Source organism: Flavobacterium limnophilum (assembly GCF_027111315.2).
GTDB classification, from domain to species: Bacteria; Bacteroidota; Bacteroidia; order Flavobacteriales; family Flavobacteriaceae; genus Flavobacterium; species Flavobacterium limnophilum.
In genome coordinates this window covers 651936-669712 of record NZ_CP114289.2, presented here as the reverse complement: position 1 = coordinate 669712, position 17777 = coordinate 651936, and the positions used below count along the sequence as shown (strand labels likewise).

14 protein-coding genes are annotated in these 17777 nt (G+C 36.4%); 9 read left to right on the top strand and 5 right to left on the bottom strand.

Annotated features, from left to right (window positions below; genetic code table 11):
• Window positions 1-43 precede the first annotated feature (43 nt).
• Both OZP13_RS02775 and OZP13_RS02770 read left to right on the top strand, forming a co-directional pair.
• Window positions 44-2059, top strand: a complete 2016-nt coding sequence (locus tag OZP13_RS02775) for a DUF2264 domain-containing protein (RefSeq protein WP_281298581.1) — start codon at window positions 44-46, stop codon at window positions 2057-2059.
• A gap of 191 nt (window positions 2060-2250) precedes the next feature.
• Window positions 2251-4113 (top strand): ABC-F family ATP-binding cassette domain-containing protein, encoded by a 1863-nt coding sequence (locus OZP13_RS02770; RefSeq protein ID WP_281298580.1) that lies wholly within the window; start codon window positions 2251-2253, stop codon window positions 4111-4113.
• 292 nt (window positions 4114-4405) lie between these two features.
• On the opposite strand, the gene OZP13_RS02765 is transcribed toward OZP13_RS02770, so the two are convergent.
• The gene (locus OZP13_RS02765) at window positions 4406-5263 is read right to left on the bottom strand and encodes a DUF4435 domain-containing protein (RefSeq protein WP_281298579.1); all 858 of its coding nucleotides are present in this window, start codon (window positions 5261-5263) and stop codon (window positions 4406-4408) included.
• Between the two features lies 1 nt (window position 5264).
• The gene (locus OZP13_RS02760) at window positions 5265-6662 is read right to left on the bottom strand and encodes an AAA family ATPase (protein WP_281298578.1); all 1398 of its coding nucleotides are present in this window, start codon (window positions 6660-6662) and stop codon (window positions 5265-5267) included.
• A gap of 626 nt (window positions 6663-7288) precedes the next feature.
• Between OZP13_RS02760 and OZP13_RS02755 the strand changes: the two genes are divergently transcribed.
• The 4 genes from OZP13_RS02755 to OZP13_RS02740 all read left to right on the top strand — a co-directional run bounded on the left by OZP13_RS02755 (window position 7289) and on the right by OZP13_RS02740 (window position 9156).
• A complete protein-coding gene (locus tag OZP13_RS02755; protein WP_269242199.1) occupies window positions 7289-7609 on the top strand; it encodes a hypothetical protein in 321 nt (106 codons plus the stop codon).
• A 504-nt stretch (window positions 7610-8113) separates the two neighbouring features.
• Window positions 8114-8344, top strand: coding sequence for a hypothetical protein (locus tag OZP13_RS02750; RefSeq protein WP_281298577.1), 231 nt, complete (start codon window positions 8114-8116; stop codon window positions 8342-8344).
• A 61-nt stretch (window positions 8345-8405) separates the two neighbouring features.
• The gene (locus tag OZP13_RS02745) at window positions 8406-8618 is read left to right on the top strand and encodes a type II toxin-antitoxin system YafQ family toxin (RefSeq protein WP_269242195.1); all 213 of its coding nucleotides are present in this window, start codon (window positions 8406-8408) and stop codon (window positions 8616-8618) included.
• Between the two features lie 55 nt (window positions 8619-8673).
• Window positions 8674-9156, top strand: coding sequence for an FKBP-type peptidyl-prolyl cis-trans isomerase (locus OZP13_RS02740; protein WP_281298576.1), 483 nt, complete (start codon window positions 8674-8676; stop codon window positions 9154-9156).
• Window positions 9157-9311: 155 nt separating this feature from the next.
• On the opposite strand, the gene OZP13_RS02735 is transcribed toward OZP13_RS02740, so the two are convergent.
• Window positions 9312-12791 (bottom strand): PPi-type phosphoenolpyruvate carboxykinase family protein, encoded by a 3480-nt coding sequence (locus OZP13_RS02735; RefSeq protein WP_281298575.1) that lies wholly within the window; start codon window positions 12789-12791, stop codon window positions 9312-9314.
• A gap of 335 nt (window positions 12792-13126) precedes the next feature.
• Between OZP13_RS02735 and OZP13_RS02730 the strand changes: the two genes are divergently transcribed.
• The gene (locus tag OZP13_RS02730; protein WP_281298574.1) at window positions 13127-13582 is read left to right on the top strand and encodes an FKBP-type peptidyl-prolyl cis-trans isomerase; all 456 of its coding nucleotides are present in this window, start codon (window positions 13127-13129) and stop codon (window positions 13580-13582) included.
• Between the two features lie 113 nt (window positions 13583-13695).
• On the opposite strand, the gene OZP13_RS02725 is transcribed toward OZP13_RS02730, so the two are convergent.
• Window positions 13696-15246, bottom strand: coding sequence for an SDR family NAD(P)-dependent oxidoreductase (locus OZP13_RS02725; protein WP_281298573.1), 1551 nt, complete (start codon window positions 15244-15246; stop codon window positions 13696-13698).
• A 199-nt stretch (window positions 15247-15445) separates the two neighbouring features.
• On the opposite strand from OZP13_RS02725, the gene OZP13_RS02720 reads away from it, so the two are divergent.
• Entirely contained in the window at window positions 15446-16225 is a 780-nt protein-coding gene (locus OZP13_RS02720; RefSeq protein WP_269242190.1) for an O-methyltransferase, read from the top strand.
• Window positions 16226-16257: 32 nt separating this feature from the next.
• Window positions 16258-16887 carry a carbonic anhydrase gene (locus OZP13_RS02715; RefSeq protein WP_281298572.1) on the top strand — a complete coding sequence of 210 codons (630 nt, stop codon included), beginning with the start codon at window positions 16258-16260 and terminating at the stop codon, window positions 16885-16887.
• An 85-nt stretch (window positions 16888-16972) separates the two neighbouring features.
• On the opposite strand, the gene OZP13_RS02710 is transcribed toward OZP13_RS02715, so the two are convergent.
• Window positions 16973-17632, bottom strand: coding sequence for a DUF6565 domain-containing protein (locus tag OZP13_RS02710; RefSeq protein ID WP_281298571.1), 660 nt, complete (start codon window positions 17630-17632; stop codon window positions 16973-16975).
• Between the last annotated feature and the right edge of the window lie 145 nt (window positions 17633-17777).

The following is a 17777-nucleotide window of genomic DNA, read 5'->3' as shown; positions in this document are numbered from 1 at the left end:
TGTTTAGCCTACTTTTTTGCCGATGAAAATTATAAAATAAAAGATGAAAAAAATAAAATACTTAGTGCTATTGTCCATTATGGCGGGACAATCTTTGTTTGCTCAGGAAACCAACAATACTGTTTTTAGAGTCGAAAATCCAAATTACGAATTAAGTCCATATACAGGAATGACCAAGCAGCACTGGAAAGAGGCTGCTCTTTATATGTTGAAAGGGGCCTTTGGTTACATTCATACCTTAGATGACCCGATGAAGTTTCCAAAACAACCGGGAAAAAGTTATCCTCTGGATGAAAAAAGAGTACCAACAGAGAAATTGGAAGGGTTGAGCAGGACTTTGTTTATTGCCTCTCCACTTCTAAAAGAAAATCCTGATTTGGTGATTAATAATATTAAGGTAGCCGATTATTACAGACATCAATTCAGTAAATTAATTGACCCCAACAGTCCTTCTTATATCGTTCCCCGCGCCAAAAATGGAGGGCCGAACCAGAATTTGGTCGAATATGGAGCCATCGCAATGTCAATGATGACCAATCCTGAGGTGCTTTGGAAGCCATTGCCTCAAGATCAAAAAGACGCATTGGCCAAATCCATGCTGAGTTATGGAGATGGCCCTACGGTATCTTCCAATTGGAAGTTTTTCAACATTTTTGTGTTGAGTTTTTTCAAAGAGCAAGGCTATCCCGTCAACGAGAAATTGTTGGTGGAGTATTTGCAAAAATCCTTGGAGGATTATAGAGGTGACGGTTGGTACAATGATAATCCAGCCTACGATTATTATAGCATGTGGGGATATCAATTGTATGGAGCCTTGTGGTCTGAATATTTTGGCAATAAATATTATCCGGAATATGCCTCAAAGTTTAGAAGCAATTTTAAAGATCTCAATTCCAATTATCCATTGATGTTTAGTCGTAACGGGAAGATGATTATGTTTGGACGTAGCATCAGTTATCGAATAGCTTCTATAGCTGCATTTCCTTTTATGGGATTAGAAAATGATCCCACAATTAATAATGGTTGGTTACGAAGAATATCATCTGGAGTTTTAAAACAATTTATGGAGCATCCAGAATTTATGAAAGACAATGTGCCCACACTTGGTTTTTACGGTGCATTTGAACCCGCCGTGCAAGTGTATAGTTGTAGGGGAAGTGTGTATTGGATGGGGAAAGCTTTTCTAGGGCTTTTATTGCCAGACGATAATCCTTTTTGGACGGCCAAAGAAAATGAAGGAGACTGGGAAACCAAATTCAAAAAAGATCAGGTTTACAATACATTTCAAGAAGGTTCACAAATTTTGATTACAGATTATCCCGCAATTGGGGCTTCAGAAATTAGGGCTTGGTGTAACGCCAAGAAAAAAGACGATTGGCAAGGATTCCGATCAACAGAAAATTATAATCGATTGTCTTACAACAGTGCTTTCCCTTGGCAGGCTGATGGTGAGAACGGAGAAGTGGCGATGAACTATGTTTTCAAAAATAAAAACCAAAAATGGGAACCTTTCCGATTGTTTACTTTTAAAAAGTTTGAAAACGGTGTTTATTATCGGGATGCAGTTTTAGAAACAAATGAGAATATAAAAATGAGTTTGGCCGATATTCCTTTAGTAAACGGAATTTTAAGAGTGGACCTAAATACTAGTAAAGAAGCGATTTCTATGCGTTTAGGGCATTATGCTTTGCCTAAATTGGATAAAGAAATCAGTACTACCAAAACAAAAATAAAAGGATACGAGGTTACCATTATCGATAACGGAAAATACCAATTAGCGATGATTCCAGTTTTAGGATGGGAGAAAACCGAGGTTATATCAGCCAAAGGCTTGCATCCAGAAAGTAATGAAAGTACCGTGATTGATGTAAGTAGTAATTTTACAGCAAAAAATGATAAAACAAGTCTATACGTAACCCTGATGTTATGGAAAAAATCAGGTGAAAAATGGAAGAAAAGTGATTTGATTCCTATAAAAAAACTTGAGCAAACAAATACGAGTATTACAATTCAATTTAAAAACGGAACAAAAAAAGATATTGATTTAAACAAAAAGTAGTTATTATGGACATAGCAAGTGAATTACTAAAAACTCAATGTAAAAGATAGCAAATTGCTATCTTTTTTTGTTTGGCTCAAATACCTATCTTTGCAATGTTTGTATTTGTATCCTCTTCATCAATAGAGACCCAATTAGAGACCTCTTTGATTTTAAAAACATAAAAGCCCTGTTTTAGGCGCATCAGCACAATGAATTACTTATCAGTCGAAAATATCTCAAAATCTTTTGGAGAGCGCACGCTTTTTAAAGACATATCCTTCGGAATCAACAAAGACCAAAAAATTGCCTTTATTGCCAAAAACGGTTCTGGAAAAACCACCATCATGAACATCATCAATGGTTTTGACGAACCCGACACAGGCCAAGTCGTGCTTCGCAAAAGCATCCGAATGGCTTTTCTTTCGCAAGACAATAAATTGCAGGACGAATTGACGATTGAGGAAAGTATTTTCGCTTCGGATAATGAGACTTTGAAAGTGATTGAAGCTTACGAAAAAGCATTGGAAAACCCAGAAGACGAAGAAGCCTACCAAAAAGCTTTCGACGGAATGGACCAACACAATGCTTGGGATTTCGAAACCCAATTCAAGCAAATTTTGTTCAAATTGAAGTTGGAAGATTTCAAACTGAAAGTAAAAAATCTTTCGGGTGGACAGAAAAAACGCCTTTCGTTGGCTATTATTTTGATTAACCGTCCGGATTTATTAATTCTGGATGAGCCAACGAATCACTTGGATTTGGAGATGATCGAATGGCTCGAAAGTTATTTTGCCAAAGAAAATATCACGTTGTTCATGGTGACGCACGACCGTTTCTTTTTGGAACGTGTTTGCAACGAAATCATCGAATTGGACAATGGAAAAATATACCAATACAAAGGAAATTACTCTTACTATTTAGAGAAAAAAGAAGAGCGAATCGCTTCCGAAAATTCGAGTGTGGACAAAGCCCAAAACCTTTTCGTCAAAGAACTGGAATGGATGCGTCGCCAACCAAAAGCAAGAACGACCAAATCGAAATCGCGTCAGGATGATTTTTATGTGATTAAAGAAAAAGCGCAAAGTCGCCGTCGCGAAAACAAGGTCGAACTCGAAATCAATATGGAACGAATGGGAAGCAAGATTATCGAGCTTCACAAAATTTCCAAGAAATTCAAGGATCACGTGATTTTGGATAATTTCAGTTTTGATTTTCAACGTGGCGAACGCATTGGAATCATCGGAAAAAATGGAACTGGAAAATCGACTTTCTTGAACCTTTTGACAGGAACTATTCCATTGGATTCCGGAAAAGTGGTCGTTGGCGAAACCATCAAAATTGGCTATTACACCCAAAGCGGAATCAACCCAAAACCGGGACAGCGCGTGATTGACGTCATCAAGGAATACGGCGAATTTATTCCGTTGACAAAAGGCAGATTGATTTCGGCTTCGCAATTGTTGGAGCGTTTTCTTTTTGACTCCAAAAAACAATACGATTATGTCGAAAAACTGAGCGGTGGCGAGTTGAAACGACTGTATTTGTGTACCGTTTTAATCCAAAACCCAAACTTCCTGATTCTGGATGAGCCTACGAATGATTTGGATATCGTGACTTTGAATGTACTCGAAAGTTTCTTGATGGATTATCCGGGTTGTTTGCTGGTAGTGTCGCACGACCGTTATTTTATGGACAAAATCGTGGATCAATTATTTGTTTTCAGGGGTCAAGGCGAAATCGAAACTTTCCCTGGCAACTACTCCGATTTCAGGTCTTATGAAGACAGTGCCGACGTTGCCCAAAAAGAAGACAACAAAGCCGAAAAGAAAGACTGGAAACAAAACAATCCAACCGGAAACCTGACTTTCAACGAGCAAAAAGAATTCCAAAAAATAGAAAGAGAAATCAAGGATTTGGAAATAGACAAAGCCAAAATCGAGCAATTATTTTCCGAAGGAAAAGTAGCCGATGTGGACATTGAGAAAAAAGCCAAAGAACTGGAAAACATCATTAAAAAAATAGAAGAAAAAGAGGAACGATGGTTTGAGCTGAGTGCGAAGATAGAAGGGTAAATTAGTGTTCAGTATTCAGTTTTAGTATTCATATAAAAACCACAATGGAATTTAATTCTGTTGTGGTTTTTGTTTTTTAGATAAAAAAGTGGTTCGTTCCATTTTGGAACATACCACTCAACACGGACACTAAATCCTCTTAATATTCTCACTCAAAACTCTACGATAACTCCATAGTGTTGACGGCAGGTACTCTGGTGAGCCTGCCCAGAGTTTATCGAAGGGTTCAACACGAGTTTCATTGTTGGCTCTGCGAGCCCAACGAAACTCTAACTGTTAGCAGTAGCTTTTTTTATTTAGTATATTCGTTAATTGATATTTTTAAGTATTCTAATTCTTTAAATTCACAATTTTTGGCTAGTCTATAAATAAATGTAGATAAGTTGCTTTGTGAGAATTTAAAAATCTTTTTTAATTTAATGTTTAATATATTTAAAATATATTTTCCAGGAACATATATTAATCCTTTATAGACATCTTTAAAATGAACTTTTAGCTTATTTATTTGAGCTGAATATTTTAATCTTGGTTTTTTTTCTTTTAATCTAGCTTCTATTTTTTGATAGAATGGTGTTACTACTGATTCTTTTAAGCATATAGGATTCAAATTACAATCTCTGTGCGGTTCAATTTTTAAATAATCGATTCCTAATTCATATTTTTGAATTAATAATAAGTTACTTGATAGTTCACTTAAAATATTGAAGCATTCATTATAAAATAGCTTTAAATCAAATTTTTGGTTAACTTCTGAAGTCTTTATTTTAGGATTTTCTTCTTTTACCAATTCAATTATAGCGTTTTTGTCTACTAAATAGTTTTCTATACTATATTTCTCTAAATAAAAAATATTATCACAAAGTTCCTTTTTATTCAAAATTTCATCAAAATCCAAATCTAAAATAAAAACTTTTTTCTTGTTTTTTAATGACCTTTTTGCTTTTTTTATTACGGGGTCTTTTCCGCCTAAAGGGAAAATCTTACTTATTTTAATATTTGGAAATAAATTTTTTAATATTTGAAGATAAAAATTTTCTTGATATAGGTCTTCTACATAGAAATTCACATCATTAAATTGAGACCAAACAACATCTTGACCTTTTAAATAGTTGGCTCTTTTTCTAGGGAAACTTTCCTCAATAGTTATCATGTTAATTGTTATAAGGTAATAAAACTGTGCAAAAATCTTCTTTATCTCCAATTACTTCTGGTGAATGTGTAGCAATAATTAATTGTGATTCATTTGGCATTAATTTTTCTACTGCGTCTAGAAATTCTCCTTGCCATTTAGGGTGAAGAGATAATTCGGGTTCATCAATAATGAATACATTCAAGTTTCTATTATATTTGATATATGTAAGTAAAATCAATATTTGTTTTTCTCCAGATGATAAATTTTTAATATCTCTGTCATCATCAATTTTAATTCCTTCTCTATTCAATATATTGAACTTAACTTCTGAATTTTCTTTGTCAAAATAAAGTTGTTTTGCAGAATCTTTAAAGAAACTATTTATTGTGTCTAAAAATTCTTTTAGTGGAAAGTATAGTTGCTGTGTGTCTATTTCAAACTTCTTAAATTCGATGATTAAATCATTGATTTTTTTAAACTGGCTTATGTTAGTTATATAAAGTAAATCATATTCGTTATCATTATCTTGAGATTCTTTGAGAATTAATTTCAATGTGTCAAAATAAGTATTCACTTTTTTTATCGATAATTCAATGTTTTTTCTTTTTTTTGATTGGTATTTTAAGTTTTGATTTTCTCTCAAAAAATTTACAACTTGTTCTTTTAAAACTTCAATTGTATTTACTGACGGTTTTGGTTCTTTTAACAATGAAGCAATATTCGTTTTTGTAAATATCTTGTCAAATGCCGAAAGCATAATTTTTTCATTTAAAGAACTGTATAACTCAAGAACATTATTTCTGTAAATATTATGTTCTTTGCTTAACAATGATTTTACTTTTTCTAAAGGAGAAAAAATATTAGATTTATTTCTGCGTGCTATACGCTTATTTTCAACGATGCTGTATTCAGTTTGTATTCTTATCTCTTCTCCTTCCTCCGTAAATAAATTTCGATCTAATCCAATAACTATTGGTTTAGGTATGTCATTAAATAAAAAAGACCAAGTTTCTTTTTCATGTTCTTCGGGGCCTAAATCTTCATAAACTCCCTGTAAAGATTCTTTAAGTGATTCGTTTTTTGTTAATTTATTCGGATGTACTTTAAAAGTTGCTTGTATTTGAGTGTATTTTTTAGCTTTTGTAATATTTTCTAAATCAACAGTTATTTCGACTTTATTTTGATTACATATTATTATGTATTTATCATCTTTAAATTTAAAATAAAGTGAAATTTGTTCAAATTCTATAAGACATAATTCAGAAAGATTTGGTTTTAAAAGCCAGTTTATAATATTTAAAACACTTGTTTTTCCAGAACCATTTATTCCGACTAAAATCGATATTTTATTATTAAATTCGATTTCTTTATCAATAAAGCCATAAAGCTTTTTTATAATTATTTTTTCTATGTACATTCTTATTTTTTTTTAAAGTTACTGCTAACTTGTATATACACGCTACAAACCTTCGTATATACACCCAAAATTGGGTAGATTGGCGAAAGTTTTGTATCGCTTTATTATTTCTCAAATATATAAAATAATCTCAAGTAACAGGCAATCTTTCTTACAATAGTTACGCCCCGCCCAGATATACACAATAGTCCTTGCGGGTGGTGCATGCTATGATAAAAAACAACTGCTTTATTAAAATCCATTTTCAAATCGGTATTAAAAAAAGAAAACTGGTTTTTATAAAAGAATCATTTGCTGTCCGAAAGAGATAAAATAGTCAAAAAAGAACGCTAGAGGTGCTCAGAAGCTCAAATAATGCCCTGAAACGGTCATCTGAGAGCCTGAAACGGTCATCTGAATGCTTGAAATAGTCATCTGAATGCTTGAAACGATTATCTGAGTTCTTGAAACAGTCATCTGAAGGCCTGAAATAGTCTTCGGGAGGCTTGCTACTTACTTCGGAAGGCCTGAAATGGTTTGCTAAGGGAGAAATACTGTGCTATTTTCTAAAAATAAAAGCTCATTTGTTTTTCGATTTGTTTGTAATTAACTAGTTTTGATATTATTAACATTAAAAACCAGAAATTATGAAGAAAAAAGAAGCCGTAAGAGCCTACAATTTTTCGGACGGAAAATTAGTAACCACTGTCAACGAAAAAATTGCTTTTATCAGACGAGATGCAGCAGAATTTAACGGATTTGGAATTACATCGGCTATGGTTGATGCGCTAGAAAGTCAAACCAATCTATTTAGTAATACCGCTACCGATATAGAATTGGCAGGCAATCAAACGGAAGCTACTGCCACAAAAGAGGCTCTTGCCGAGCAACTCCAAGGGGCTATCAGGGCTATAATGAGTAGAGTGGTTTTGAAATATGGGGAACAGACGGCTAAATATAAGAAATAGGGCACCGAAGCATTGTCGCAACAATCGGATGCACAGTTGCTAGTAATTGCCTCCAGGCTGGCGCTAGCCTCACGCTTATGTTTATAAACAAAAATATCAAATCCGATTGGTAATCAATCTGGAAACAAGACGATATAAACAAAATCATTTACTTGGATCGAACCGGATCACATTCGGATTTATTTAAATGACGAAAATCCCTGTCGGTTTTTGTTATCTTCTTACTTCAAACTACAACTATAAGCAATTAACCAGGGCATTCACTTTTAAAAGTTTTCACCACAAATTCCACAAATTTTCACAAATTCAAAGTCTGTTTTTGGTATGTTTGAGTTAATTATGCTTTTGTTGGTATGTCTCATTTTTGCGGAAATTTGTGTAATTTGTGGTTAAAGAGAATTCTGCTTTTTAAAAGCGAATGCCGTGGCAATTAATGCACACCAATTTAATTCAGTGCAGTTTTTTGTATCTTTTTAACTCTTTTTAAATCTAAAACAAGAAATTATGACTTTGATATTGGATAGCACATCTGCCAAAAAAATTTCCTTATTAAAGGAACTTGCCTTGCAATTGGGCGTAAAAGTCACTGAGACTCCAACGAAAACAAGAACTAAGTCAAAATCAAAAACGCCAAACGAAACTACTTTGAAATCAATGGCGAAGACAGACAAAGGCATTGGTCTAACAAAAGCCGACAGTGCGAAAGACATGATGCAAAAGATTTTTTCTAAATGAGTTATAGTTTAGAATATTCCGGTCAATTCAAAAAAGATGCAAAATTTTGTAAAAAAAGAAATTGGAATCTGGAATTATTGGAAAATATAGTGACCCTTTGATTCAAAACGGTGAACTTCCTCCCAAAAACAAACCACACATTCTTAATGGCAATTATTCAGGATTTTGGGAATGTCATATCAAACCCGATTGGCTCCTCATCTGGAAACAAGACGATATAAACAAAATCATTTACTTGGATCGAACCGGATCACATTCGGATTTATTTAAATGACGAAAATCCCTATCGGTTTTTGTTATATTTGCGCACCTAAAAAAAACACATTTCCATGAAACATTTATTAGCGACCCTGGTGGTCTTGACACTTTTTATTTCCTGTAAAAACAAAGAAGAGGAAAAAGTGGAACCTGCAAAAGAAGAAACTGTTGATTATGTTGCCAAAAACGACAAGGAAATCAACGATTACATAGCCAAAAATAATCTGAAGGCACAAAAAACCGAATCTGGTTTGTATTATGTAATTAATGAGCCTGGAACGGGAACTCAGCCTACTGCAACATCAAACGTGACCGTGGCTTACAAAGGTTCTTTTCTCGACGGAACTGTTTTTGACCAAAGCGGTCCTGAAGGAATTTCTTTTGGCTTGGACCAAGTGGTAAAAGGCTGGACAGAGGGAATTCCCCTTCTCAAAACCGGAGGCAGCGGCATCCTTTTGATACCTTCCCAATTGGGTTATGGAAACGACACTATGGGACCTATTCCCGGAGGTTCAGCACTTATTTTTGAAGTAAAATTAATTTCGGTCAATTAAAAAAAAACTTTCCCATCAATAAAAAACCACAATGGAATAAATTCTGTTGTGGTTTTTGTTTTTCAATTGCGATTTGTATCAAAATCAAACCATAAAAAAAATCGCCCAAGACATACATCTCAGGCGATTTTTTCAATTAAAACCCTTTTTTCGGATTATTTTCTATACAATGGATCGGCTCCGATGGTCCCCACCAAACTGTCTATGTATTCTGGAGCGCTGGCCGTTGCCAACATCTCTTTTACATTTTGCAAGCGTGTTTCCAAATTCATTTCGGCAACCAACAAGTTGTTTTCGGCATTGGAAATAAAACGCTCCAAATAACTGATTTGATTGGTGTAGAAATTGATGTCTTTCAGCTGTTTCAATTTCAATCGCTCTTGGTACCAATCGCTGTTGATTACGTAATCTCTTTCGAAATAACTTCTCAATTCTGGATCGCTCATTTCTTTGCCTTCATAAGTGCCGTAAGCCATCATGTGCAACAATATTTTCAATGGCGGAATGGCAGACTCGATGCTTCCGTCTTCAAAATAACTCAAGGCCACTTTTTGTTGGGCTTCGACAATATTGGCAATTCCGTCCACGTAATCTTCGATTCCTTGCAGTTCCGGTTTCAACATTTTTTCGTTGAAAACGGCATTTGGTTCATCAAACAAACGGTTCAAACACAACAAAGAGAAAGTACTCGTGATGCGATACCCCAATCTACTGGCCAAGACTTTTTTGCCTTGGTATTCGAAATCTTCCAGTTTTTCCAAGGAACCATTGGCAATCAACACTTTTGGATCGCGGTCTTTGGCATTCAAACGTGCCCAAATTTCCGGTATCAAAAGACTGATGTCGTGATCCACTTTGTTTTCGCCACCCACATAACCCGCGGCCGTGCTAAACGCATTGGATTCCGTCAAAATGTGTGACAACAAGGCGTTGTTCAAATCGGTTGTTGGCGTCAACATATTGAAAGGGCCTTTGGTCAAGGCTCCTTCAGAACCCGCTCCCGTTGTGGAAGGTGATTTTCCGGTAAGGCTGCAAATAAAATCCATGAACAATTCAGGTGTTTCCTGATAATGGATTGGGTTGTAAACCGCTAGCGGACGAATTCCCGCTTTCTTGTCGATCGGGTTGTTTCTTCTTCCCGGCAAAACGGCATTCACCACATTGATAACCGGATCTTCTGATTTTATTTTTCTGGCCAAACGAACGCCAACTTCGCCCAAATAACTGGCTTCGGTTTCGTTGATGAAAATATTCGGCTCCAAATAACGAGGGTTTTTGGTTGGCTCTCCATCCACGATTCGGGTGTGGGAAGGCAACGAAAAATATTCCTCTTCGTTTGGACTGTTTACGATACTGATGATTAAATCCTTTACAGGCTGTGTATATTTATCGAAATTGATGGTGTCTTCGAAAATTTCGATGGCATCTTTTTTCTTTAAAAGTTCATAATTGGTCAAGTAAACGTTGTCGCTTACAATATCCTTTTCTGCGCCTTTGTCGTAGCCTCTTATGATGGCTTCATCGGGTCTTTGAAACAAATGCGATTCGCAGTTGGCCACCACTTTCAAACTTTGGTTGGTGTATTCTGGATTCAGGTTTTTGAACTGTGCTCTTGGCAAAGTAATGGAAGCCGAAATATCGTCCTCCATCTGGATTTTTTGACATGCAGAAAAATCCGATCTCAATTTATTCAACAACCACACGCCTTTTTGGTTGAAACCAATTCGAACATAACTACCCACAACTGGTGTGTTGTTGTATTGCAAACCTGTTCCGTTTTTGCCGTTGATAATTTCAACCGACATGCAATCTTTCCAATTCAAGGCACCGTGGTCTTGTCTGTACAATCGTTTTACGAACAACACCAATGATCTGATGTGAACAGGAATGTTTTTAATAAATTCGTTGAATTCATCACTATTTTCCTCTGAAGGTGTCAGCAATTTTACTGCCGAACCCAAAGTTCTTCGTTTGTCCAAGAATGTTCTTGAAGGCGGCAAGGATGGATCACGTTTTTTCCATCTGTTGGAATAATTGTATTCGATGATTTCGTCCGCTTTTTTAAAATCTTCGTCAATGTCCAAAATGTTGAATGCGCTGTACGTAATGGCATTTTGCATCGATTTGGAAATCTCGGATTTTCCTCCACCCGAAACCGTGCAGGGTTTATGGCAAAAAACACCTTCTGGCGAAGTGTTCACGATTCTCCACAAAGCAATCGCGTTGTGTTTTTCTAGTTTGAATTTATTCCCCGTTGGATGAACGTAGGTTTTATTTGGCGATAAAATTAATTTTTGTTCTTCATTTTTGTAAGTCCATGTAATGCTGTTGGCATTGGTATTGATATAAGCATTCTCTGGAATATAAACGATGTTCGGATATTTTTTGTCAATCGCATAATTGGCTGGCTTCACTTCTATTCTATCACCTAGAAAAGATTTTACGCCTTCAAAACTATATTGACTTCCAAACTTTTCAGAAAAAGTGCTTCCATCAACAATATCTCCCATTACACCTCTTGGGTAAGCAATGGCTCCTCCGGAATGTTCTTCCTCTACCAAACCAAATAAATTGGCGGAATAACTGATTTGGGTTTTAATTTCTTTTTTGGAATAACCATAATAGTTGTCGGCAATAATAGTCACCACAACTCCTCTATCGTCTCTACAGGTTACTTTAAAAGCGCCTCCGTTATTATAGAGTTCATTCTCGTCTTTCCAGCACATTCCCTCACTTTTTTGACGCTCTGTGGCTTCGTTGAAATGAGGCAAGCCAATATCTTTTTTCTTCAACGAACGCAATTGGGGTGCAAGAATAACACAACCCGTGTGACCTGTCCAATGTTCCGTATCCAAAGCCGCATCATTTTGGGCTAGATAAGGATCGCCGGCGTTGCCGAAAATTGCTTCCACAAAATCCAGGTTGCTCACCAAACTTCCGGGTGTAAAAAAGCGCACTTCCATCGTCTTTTTCGAGATAACTCCTTTCACTTCTGGACAAACCATTGGTCGCATCAACAAGGAAACCATTAGTTTAGCTTTGTCTTCTTGATTGGAAGTAAAAGGCAATATTTTCAGGTTGTCCGAAGGGTTAAATGCGGCATTCAAAAAATGTGCAAAAGCAATCTTGGGCACTTCTTTTTTATCCAATGGAACAGGCAAATTGCCTTCCACGATATGAAAAGTACCAATTGTAGTTCTTTTATCATTTGTCGGATTATTCAAAATCCCTTGTTTGATTCTATACGAAGTAACATCTTCACCAACAAAAGTAGTCCCGTTAGGCGGCAAACTCAATTCTCTTGCGTGTCCGCTTTGGGTCAATACCAAGGTGTCGTTTGGCAAAACATAAGGCTTGTTGAACGGAACATCTTTAAGATAATCGTTCAGGAAGTTTTGGATTCTGGTGTCGGCCGGCGAAAGATGATTGGACAACAATCGAGATTTTTCACGAAAACTCTTGATTAATCCATTGGTTAGCACTTGAAATTTGGGATTGCAAAATTGCTCTGCCGAATTTTCGTCGTCTTGATAAATAGGTTGTCCTAGCGAGGCTAGTTGCAGATTGATGTATTGAACGGTGTCTTTTCTGCTTTGCTTGATTGGGGTTTGATTGGCTTTAATTTCTGTACTCATTTATAAAAAATTAATAAGGATATGTTTTATGATTTGTTTATGCCTGAAAAAAAAATGACGTGAAAAATATTCTCCTTACAAAGATGAATAAAACTGACTGATAATTAAAGAAAAAAAGGCATTAATTTTCAAAGAAATTCAAAATTATCAAAATCGCATAAATCTAACAAAATCAAACACTGTGTACGCAAACGAGGTAGTAAAAAAAAGAGCAAATAAAACCTTGCAATTCTATCTCTTTTTGCCCAAATATTTTTTGTGCTTCAAGGAAAATACTGTTGATAAAATCCTGTCCAATTTTACTATATTTGCTTTTCAAAAAAAATCAATACCCTATGAAACACCTCTTATCTGCATTAGTTGCCTTGACACTTTTCATTTCTTGCTCCAAAGACAATGAGACACCGGATTATGTTGCCCAAAATGAAAAAGACATTAGCGAATTTATAACCAACAATAAATTAACCGCCCAAAGAAGTGATTCTGGCTTGTACTACGTGATTACCGATCCCGGAACTGGAGCACAACCCACTGCCACTTCCAATGTGACTGTTGCTTACAAAGGAACTTTTATCAATGGAAAAATATTTGATGCCAGCACTGATGCCGGTATTACCATAGGTTTGAATCAAGTGATAAAAGGCTGGACGGAAGGCATTCAATATTTCAAGGCAGGAGGCAGCGGCATGCTTTTGATACCGGCTCATTTAGGCTATGGAAATTACAATTACAATGGCATTCCCGGAGGTTCAGTGCTAATTTTTGAAGTTAAATTAATTTCGGTCAAATAAAAGCAATTACCCGATGTCTTGAATTTTCAGCATTTTCCAATAAAGTCAAACGAGAAAAACCCACGAAAGAATGAATTCTGTCGTGGGTTTTTCCTTTTAGAATCTTGCAATTTTTACCAAGAAATCGGCCTGTAATCTTTCAAAAACTTTCCGCACCAGTGTTTCCCTGTATTGATTCCGTCAAACAAAGGATCCATAACCCGGGCAGCGCCATCGACAATATCCAATGGTGGTTGAAAATCTTGTTCTTCCTGTTTAAGTTTTGCCAATTCCGCTGGATCTTCGTCGGTAACCCAGCCCGTGTCAACGGCATTCATGAAAATTCCGTCTTTGGCCAAAGTCCCTGCGGCAGTGTGCGTCAACATATTCAAGGCGGCTTTAGCCATATTGGTATGCGGATGACGGTCTTCCTTGAAATCACGGTAAAACTTCCCTTCCATCGCCGAAACATTGATGATGTGTTTTTTGCCCGTGTGGTCTTTCTTCATCACTTCCGAAAGACGGTTGCACAACACGAAAGGCGCCACCGAATTGACCAATTGCACTTCAATCATTTCCGTGGTTTCGATTTGGCCCAATTTCAATCGCCAGCTGTTTACTTTTCGCAAATCGACTTGTTGCAAATCGGCATCGAGTTCCCCTTCCGGAAAAACTTCTTGGGCAACCAAGGCATTATCAAAACTATACGGAATCTGGGATAATTTGGCGGAAGCCCGCAAACCAATTCCGGGTTCCGGACCATGCCAAGTCACCGGCATATTTTCATTCGACGAAAATCCTGTTGTCAAAACTTTCAATTCATCCAAACAATTGGCGTGATCCAACAATAATTCTTGAGCTTGTTGAGGCAAAGAGCCTATTGGACGTTCTTCATTTTCCATCAAATGCGTATAAAAACCCGCTGGTCTTCGCACGGTTTGTGCCGCATTATTGATCAAGATATCCAATCGACCGTATTTTTGTTCGATGAAATTGCAGAAAATCTCCACACTCGGAATATGTCGCAAATCCAATCCGTGAATCTTCAAGCGATGTCCCCATTCCATAAAATCATCTTCCTTGGCAAATCGCAATGCCGAATCCACCGGAAAACGAGTCGTTGCAACAACGGTTGCTCCTCCACGCAAAAGCATCAGGGCAATATGATAACCAATCTTCAATCGAGAACCCGTAATCACGGCAATTTGCCCCTTTACATCGGCTGTTTGAAAACGCTTGGCATAATTAAAATCGCCACAATCGGTACACATCGTATCGTAAAAATGGTGCATTTTGGTAAAGTCAGTTTTGCACACATAGCATTGTCTAGGCATTTCCAGTTCCAATTGTTCTTTGTGTTCCAAATCGTGCGAAGCCAATAATTTTGGAGCAACAAAAACACTCGCCTCCCGAGCCGAACGAATTCCGGTTTCCTTGCGGGCGGTTCGGTCTTTCTTCTCCTGTTTGCGTTTGGCTACGGCTTTCCCGTCCTTTTTTCTTTTGGCAAATTCCTCTCTATCGGGACGCGAAAATTGTCCAGCTGCCTTGATTAAAGCGATTCTCTGTTCTTTTGGAATCTCGAATATTTGGTCCGTATCTATATTCAATTGTGCCAAAACAGCAATACATCTATCAATTTCTTCGGAAGTTATCGTGGTTTTATTTTCTATTGCAGCTGTTTTCATCGTAAAAAATCAAAATTATTCTTGGCTTCAATTCCAAGGGCGCAAATATAGTGTTTAAAGTGAAAAGTGTTCTTTTTTAACGCTTTTCAATTGCCTCCAGCTTTAGCTGGAGGAATCAAGAAATAAAAAATCGCTTTATTAAAGGAAACAATATTGCTCTTTTATCTTTGTATCTTCGCATTCATTTTTGAAACTTTTTATGCTATTCCAAATCAAATCCTGTCTCAAATTCCTCTGGAACTCCAAAAACGAACACGCCGTGCATTCACCATTTGTGTTCAATTTGATAACCAAATGTTTTTATGACAAGAAACCAAAACCCGAATATGAAGTTTTAAAAAACTACCGAAACTCGCTTTTGGCAAATAAAAACACGATTGAAGTAACCGATTTTGGTGCGGGTTCCAAAGTTTTCAAATCGAATACCAGACAAATTGCCAAAATTGCCAAAACTGCCGGAATCATTCCAAAACGCGCCGAATTATTGTTTCGAATCACGAATTATTTTCAGCCAGCTACGATTTTGGAAATTGGCACTTCATTAGGATTGGCTACTTCTGCCCTGGCCTTGGCAAATCCAAAAGCATCTATTATAACATTGGAAGGTTGTCCAAATACAAGGACAATTGCAAAAAATCAATTGCAATTATTCAATTGTGACAATGTAAATTGTGTTGAAACCGATTTTTTGAGTTATTTACAAAACTGCCAACTGAAAACTGCCAACTGCCAACTGATTTATTTCGACGGAAATCATTCCAAAACCGCCACTTTAGACTATTTCGAACTTTTATTGCCAACTATTACAAACGACACAGTGTGGATTTTCGACGACATTCATTGGTCGCCCGAAATGGAAAAAGCTTGGGAAATTATCAAACAACATCCTAAAGTGACCGTTACTATTGATACGTTTCAATGGGGATTGGTTTTCTTTAGAAGAGAACAACCAAAAGAGCATTTTGTGATTAGAACCTAGATTTGTACCTTTAAAAAATTCAAAACGACAGTATGGATATCAAAAAAATATTTGAGAACAACCGAAATTGGATTGTCAAACAACTCAAAATAGACCCAAATTATTTCAAAAAATTGTCAAAAGGACAATCGCCCGAGTTTCTGTACATTGGTTGTTCCGACAGCCGTGTTTCAGCCGAAGAGCTTATGGGCCTGGAACCTGGAGACGTTTTCGTGCATCGCAATATTGCCAACATGGTTCCCAATACCGACCTCAACTCGATGTCGGTAATCAATTATGCCGTGGTGCATTTGAAAGTAAACCACATTATCGTTTGCGGACACTATGGCTGCGGAGGTGTGCATGCCGCGATGCAACAATCGGATTTGGGTATCTTGAATCCTTGGTTGAGAAACATTCGCGACGTGTACCGAATTCATCGAAAAGTACTCGACACCATCACCAATGAGGAGGAAAAATATAAAAAATTAATCGAATTGAATGTTCAGGAACAGTGCATCAACATTATTAAAACTGCCGAAGTCCAGAAAGCCAACAACGAACGTGAATTGAAAGTATATGGATGGATTTTTGACATTCACAGCGGCAAATTAATAGACCTGAACATCAACTTTGCAGAAATATTGAAGGACATCACCAAGATTTACAAAATATCGGACTAAATCATGTCGATAAAAAAAACGACAACCATTTCTGACTGTCGTTTTCCCGAATTAATAACTAACCATTTATTTAATAACCGCTACACTATTCTTTCGCTTCCTTCATTTCTTCCGATTTTGCTCCTATTCTATTGACTTTCATCATTGGAGCAAATTTGAATTTTAAAGCGGCAATTTTTCTGTTGTCTTCTTTTGAAAGACCTTCTTTTTCAACAGTATTTTTTCTGCTGTCCAATGCCTCGTACATCAACTTGATTTCGTCCCAGTCTTCACGGGAATAGCTGTCTTTGTTGTCTTCGGCAGTATGGATAAAAGTTTGGTAAACACCGTGAATATTGCCTGCATTTACCCAGTCAAAACTCATGTCGTCCCCAATTTTTCCTTCACCAAACAAGGCGTTTCTCAATTGTTGTTTAGAACTAGGAATAGAAACAGGAGTATTAACTACCATTTTGGTTCGTATAACTTCATACTTGCCTTTACTCGCAATGATTCTTTCTTTTGCTTTTATGCTGTCTTTCAAATTGGCCAAATTAGCTTCTGCTTCGTTCATCCTCAATTGATAAACGGCATCAATTCCTTCCCAATTTTTTTGGGCTTCTTCATTAGAAACTTTTTCCACTGAATCTACATAAACAACATAAGTGTCAACCGCTTTCTCGGCCTGGGCTTCTTTCTCGTCTTTACAAGATGTAAATCCCAAAGCGATTAACGCAACTCCTAATAACCATTTTGTACTTTTCATAATTTTTGTTTTTTTTAACATTATCCAACAAATCTATATCGAATTGCATTATATCCAATATAAAACCAAAAATTATGAAACTAATTGAAAAAATTATGATAACACCTTGAAAAACAAGTGAATTATATAAAACACAATCCTAATT

What these genes read in the sequence shown, in the direction of transcription:
- OZP13_RS02720 (WP_269242190.1), top strand. Translation starts at nt 15,446, where the DNA reads ATGCTATTCCAAATCAAATCCTGTCTCAAATTCCTCTGGAACTCCAAA.
- OZP13_RS02735 (WP_281298575.1), bottom strand. Translation starts at nt 12,791, where the DNA reads ATGAGTACAGAAATTAAAGCCAATCAAACCCCAATCAAGCAAAGCAGA.
- OZP13_RS02725 (WP_281298573.1), bottom strand. Translation starts at nt 15,246, where the DNA reads ATGAAAACAGCTGCAATAGAAAATAAAACCACGATAACTTCCGAAGAA.
- OZP13_RS02765 (WP_281298579.1), bottom strand. Translation starts at nt 5,263, where the DNA reads ATGATAACTATTGAGGAAAGTTTCCCTAGAAAAAGAGCCAACTATTTA.
- OZP13_RS02730 (WP_281298574.1), top strand. Translation starts at nt 13,127, where the DNA reads ATGAAACACCTCTTATCTGCATTAGTTGCCTTGACACTTTTCATTTCT.
- OZP13_RS02750 (WP_281298577.1), top strand. Translation starts at nt 8,114, where the DNA reads ATGACTTTGATATTGGATAGCACATCTGCCAAAAAAATTTCCTTATTA.
- OZP13_RS02715 (WP_281298572.1), top strand. Translation starts at nt 16,258, where the DNA reads ATGGATATCAAAAAAATATTTGAGAACAACCGAAATTGGATTGTCAAA.
- OZP13_RS02755 (WP_269242199.1), top strand. Translation starts at nt 7,289, where the DNA reads ATGAAGAAAAAAGAAGCCGTAAGAGCCTACAATTTTTCGGACGGAAAA.
- OZP13_RS02760 (WP_281298578.1), bottom strand. Translation starts at nt 6,662, where the DNA reads ATGTACATAGAAAAAATAATTATAAAAAAGCTTTATGGCTTTATTGAT.
- OZP13_RS02770 (WP_281298580.1), top strand. Translation starts at nt 2,251, where the DNA reads ATGAATTACTTATCAGTCGAAAATATCTCAAAATCTTTTGGAGAGCGC.
- OZP13_RS02775 (WP_281298581.1), top strand. Translation starts at nt 44, where the DNA reads ATGAAAAAAATAAAATACTTAGTGCTATTGTCCATTATGGCGGGACAA.
- OZP13_RS02710 (WP_281298571.1), bottom strand. Translation starts at nt 17,632, where the DNA reads ATGAAAAGTACAAAATGGTTATTAGGAGTTGCGTTAATCGCTTTGGGA.
- OZP13_RS02740 (WP_281298576.1), top strand. Translation starts at nt 8,674, where the DNA reads ATGAAACATTTATTAGCGACCCTGGTGGTCTTGACACTTTTTATTTCC.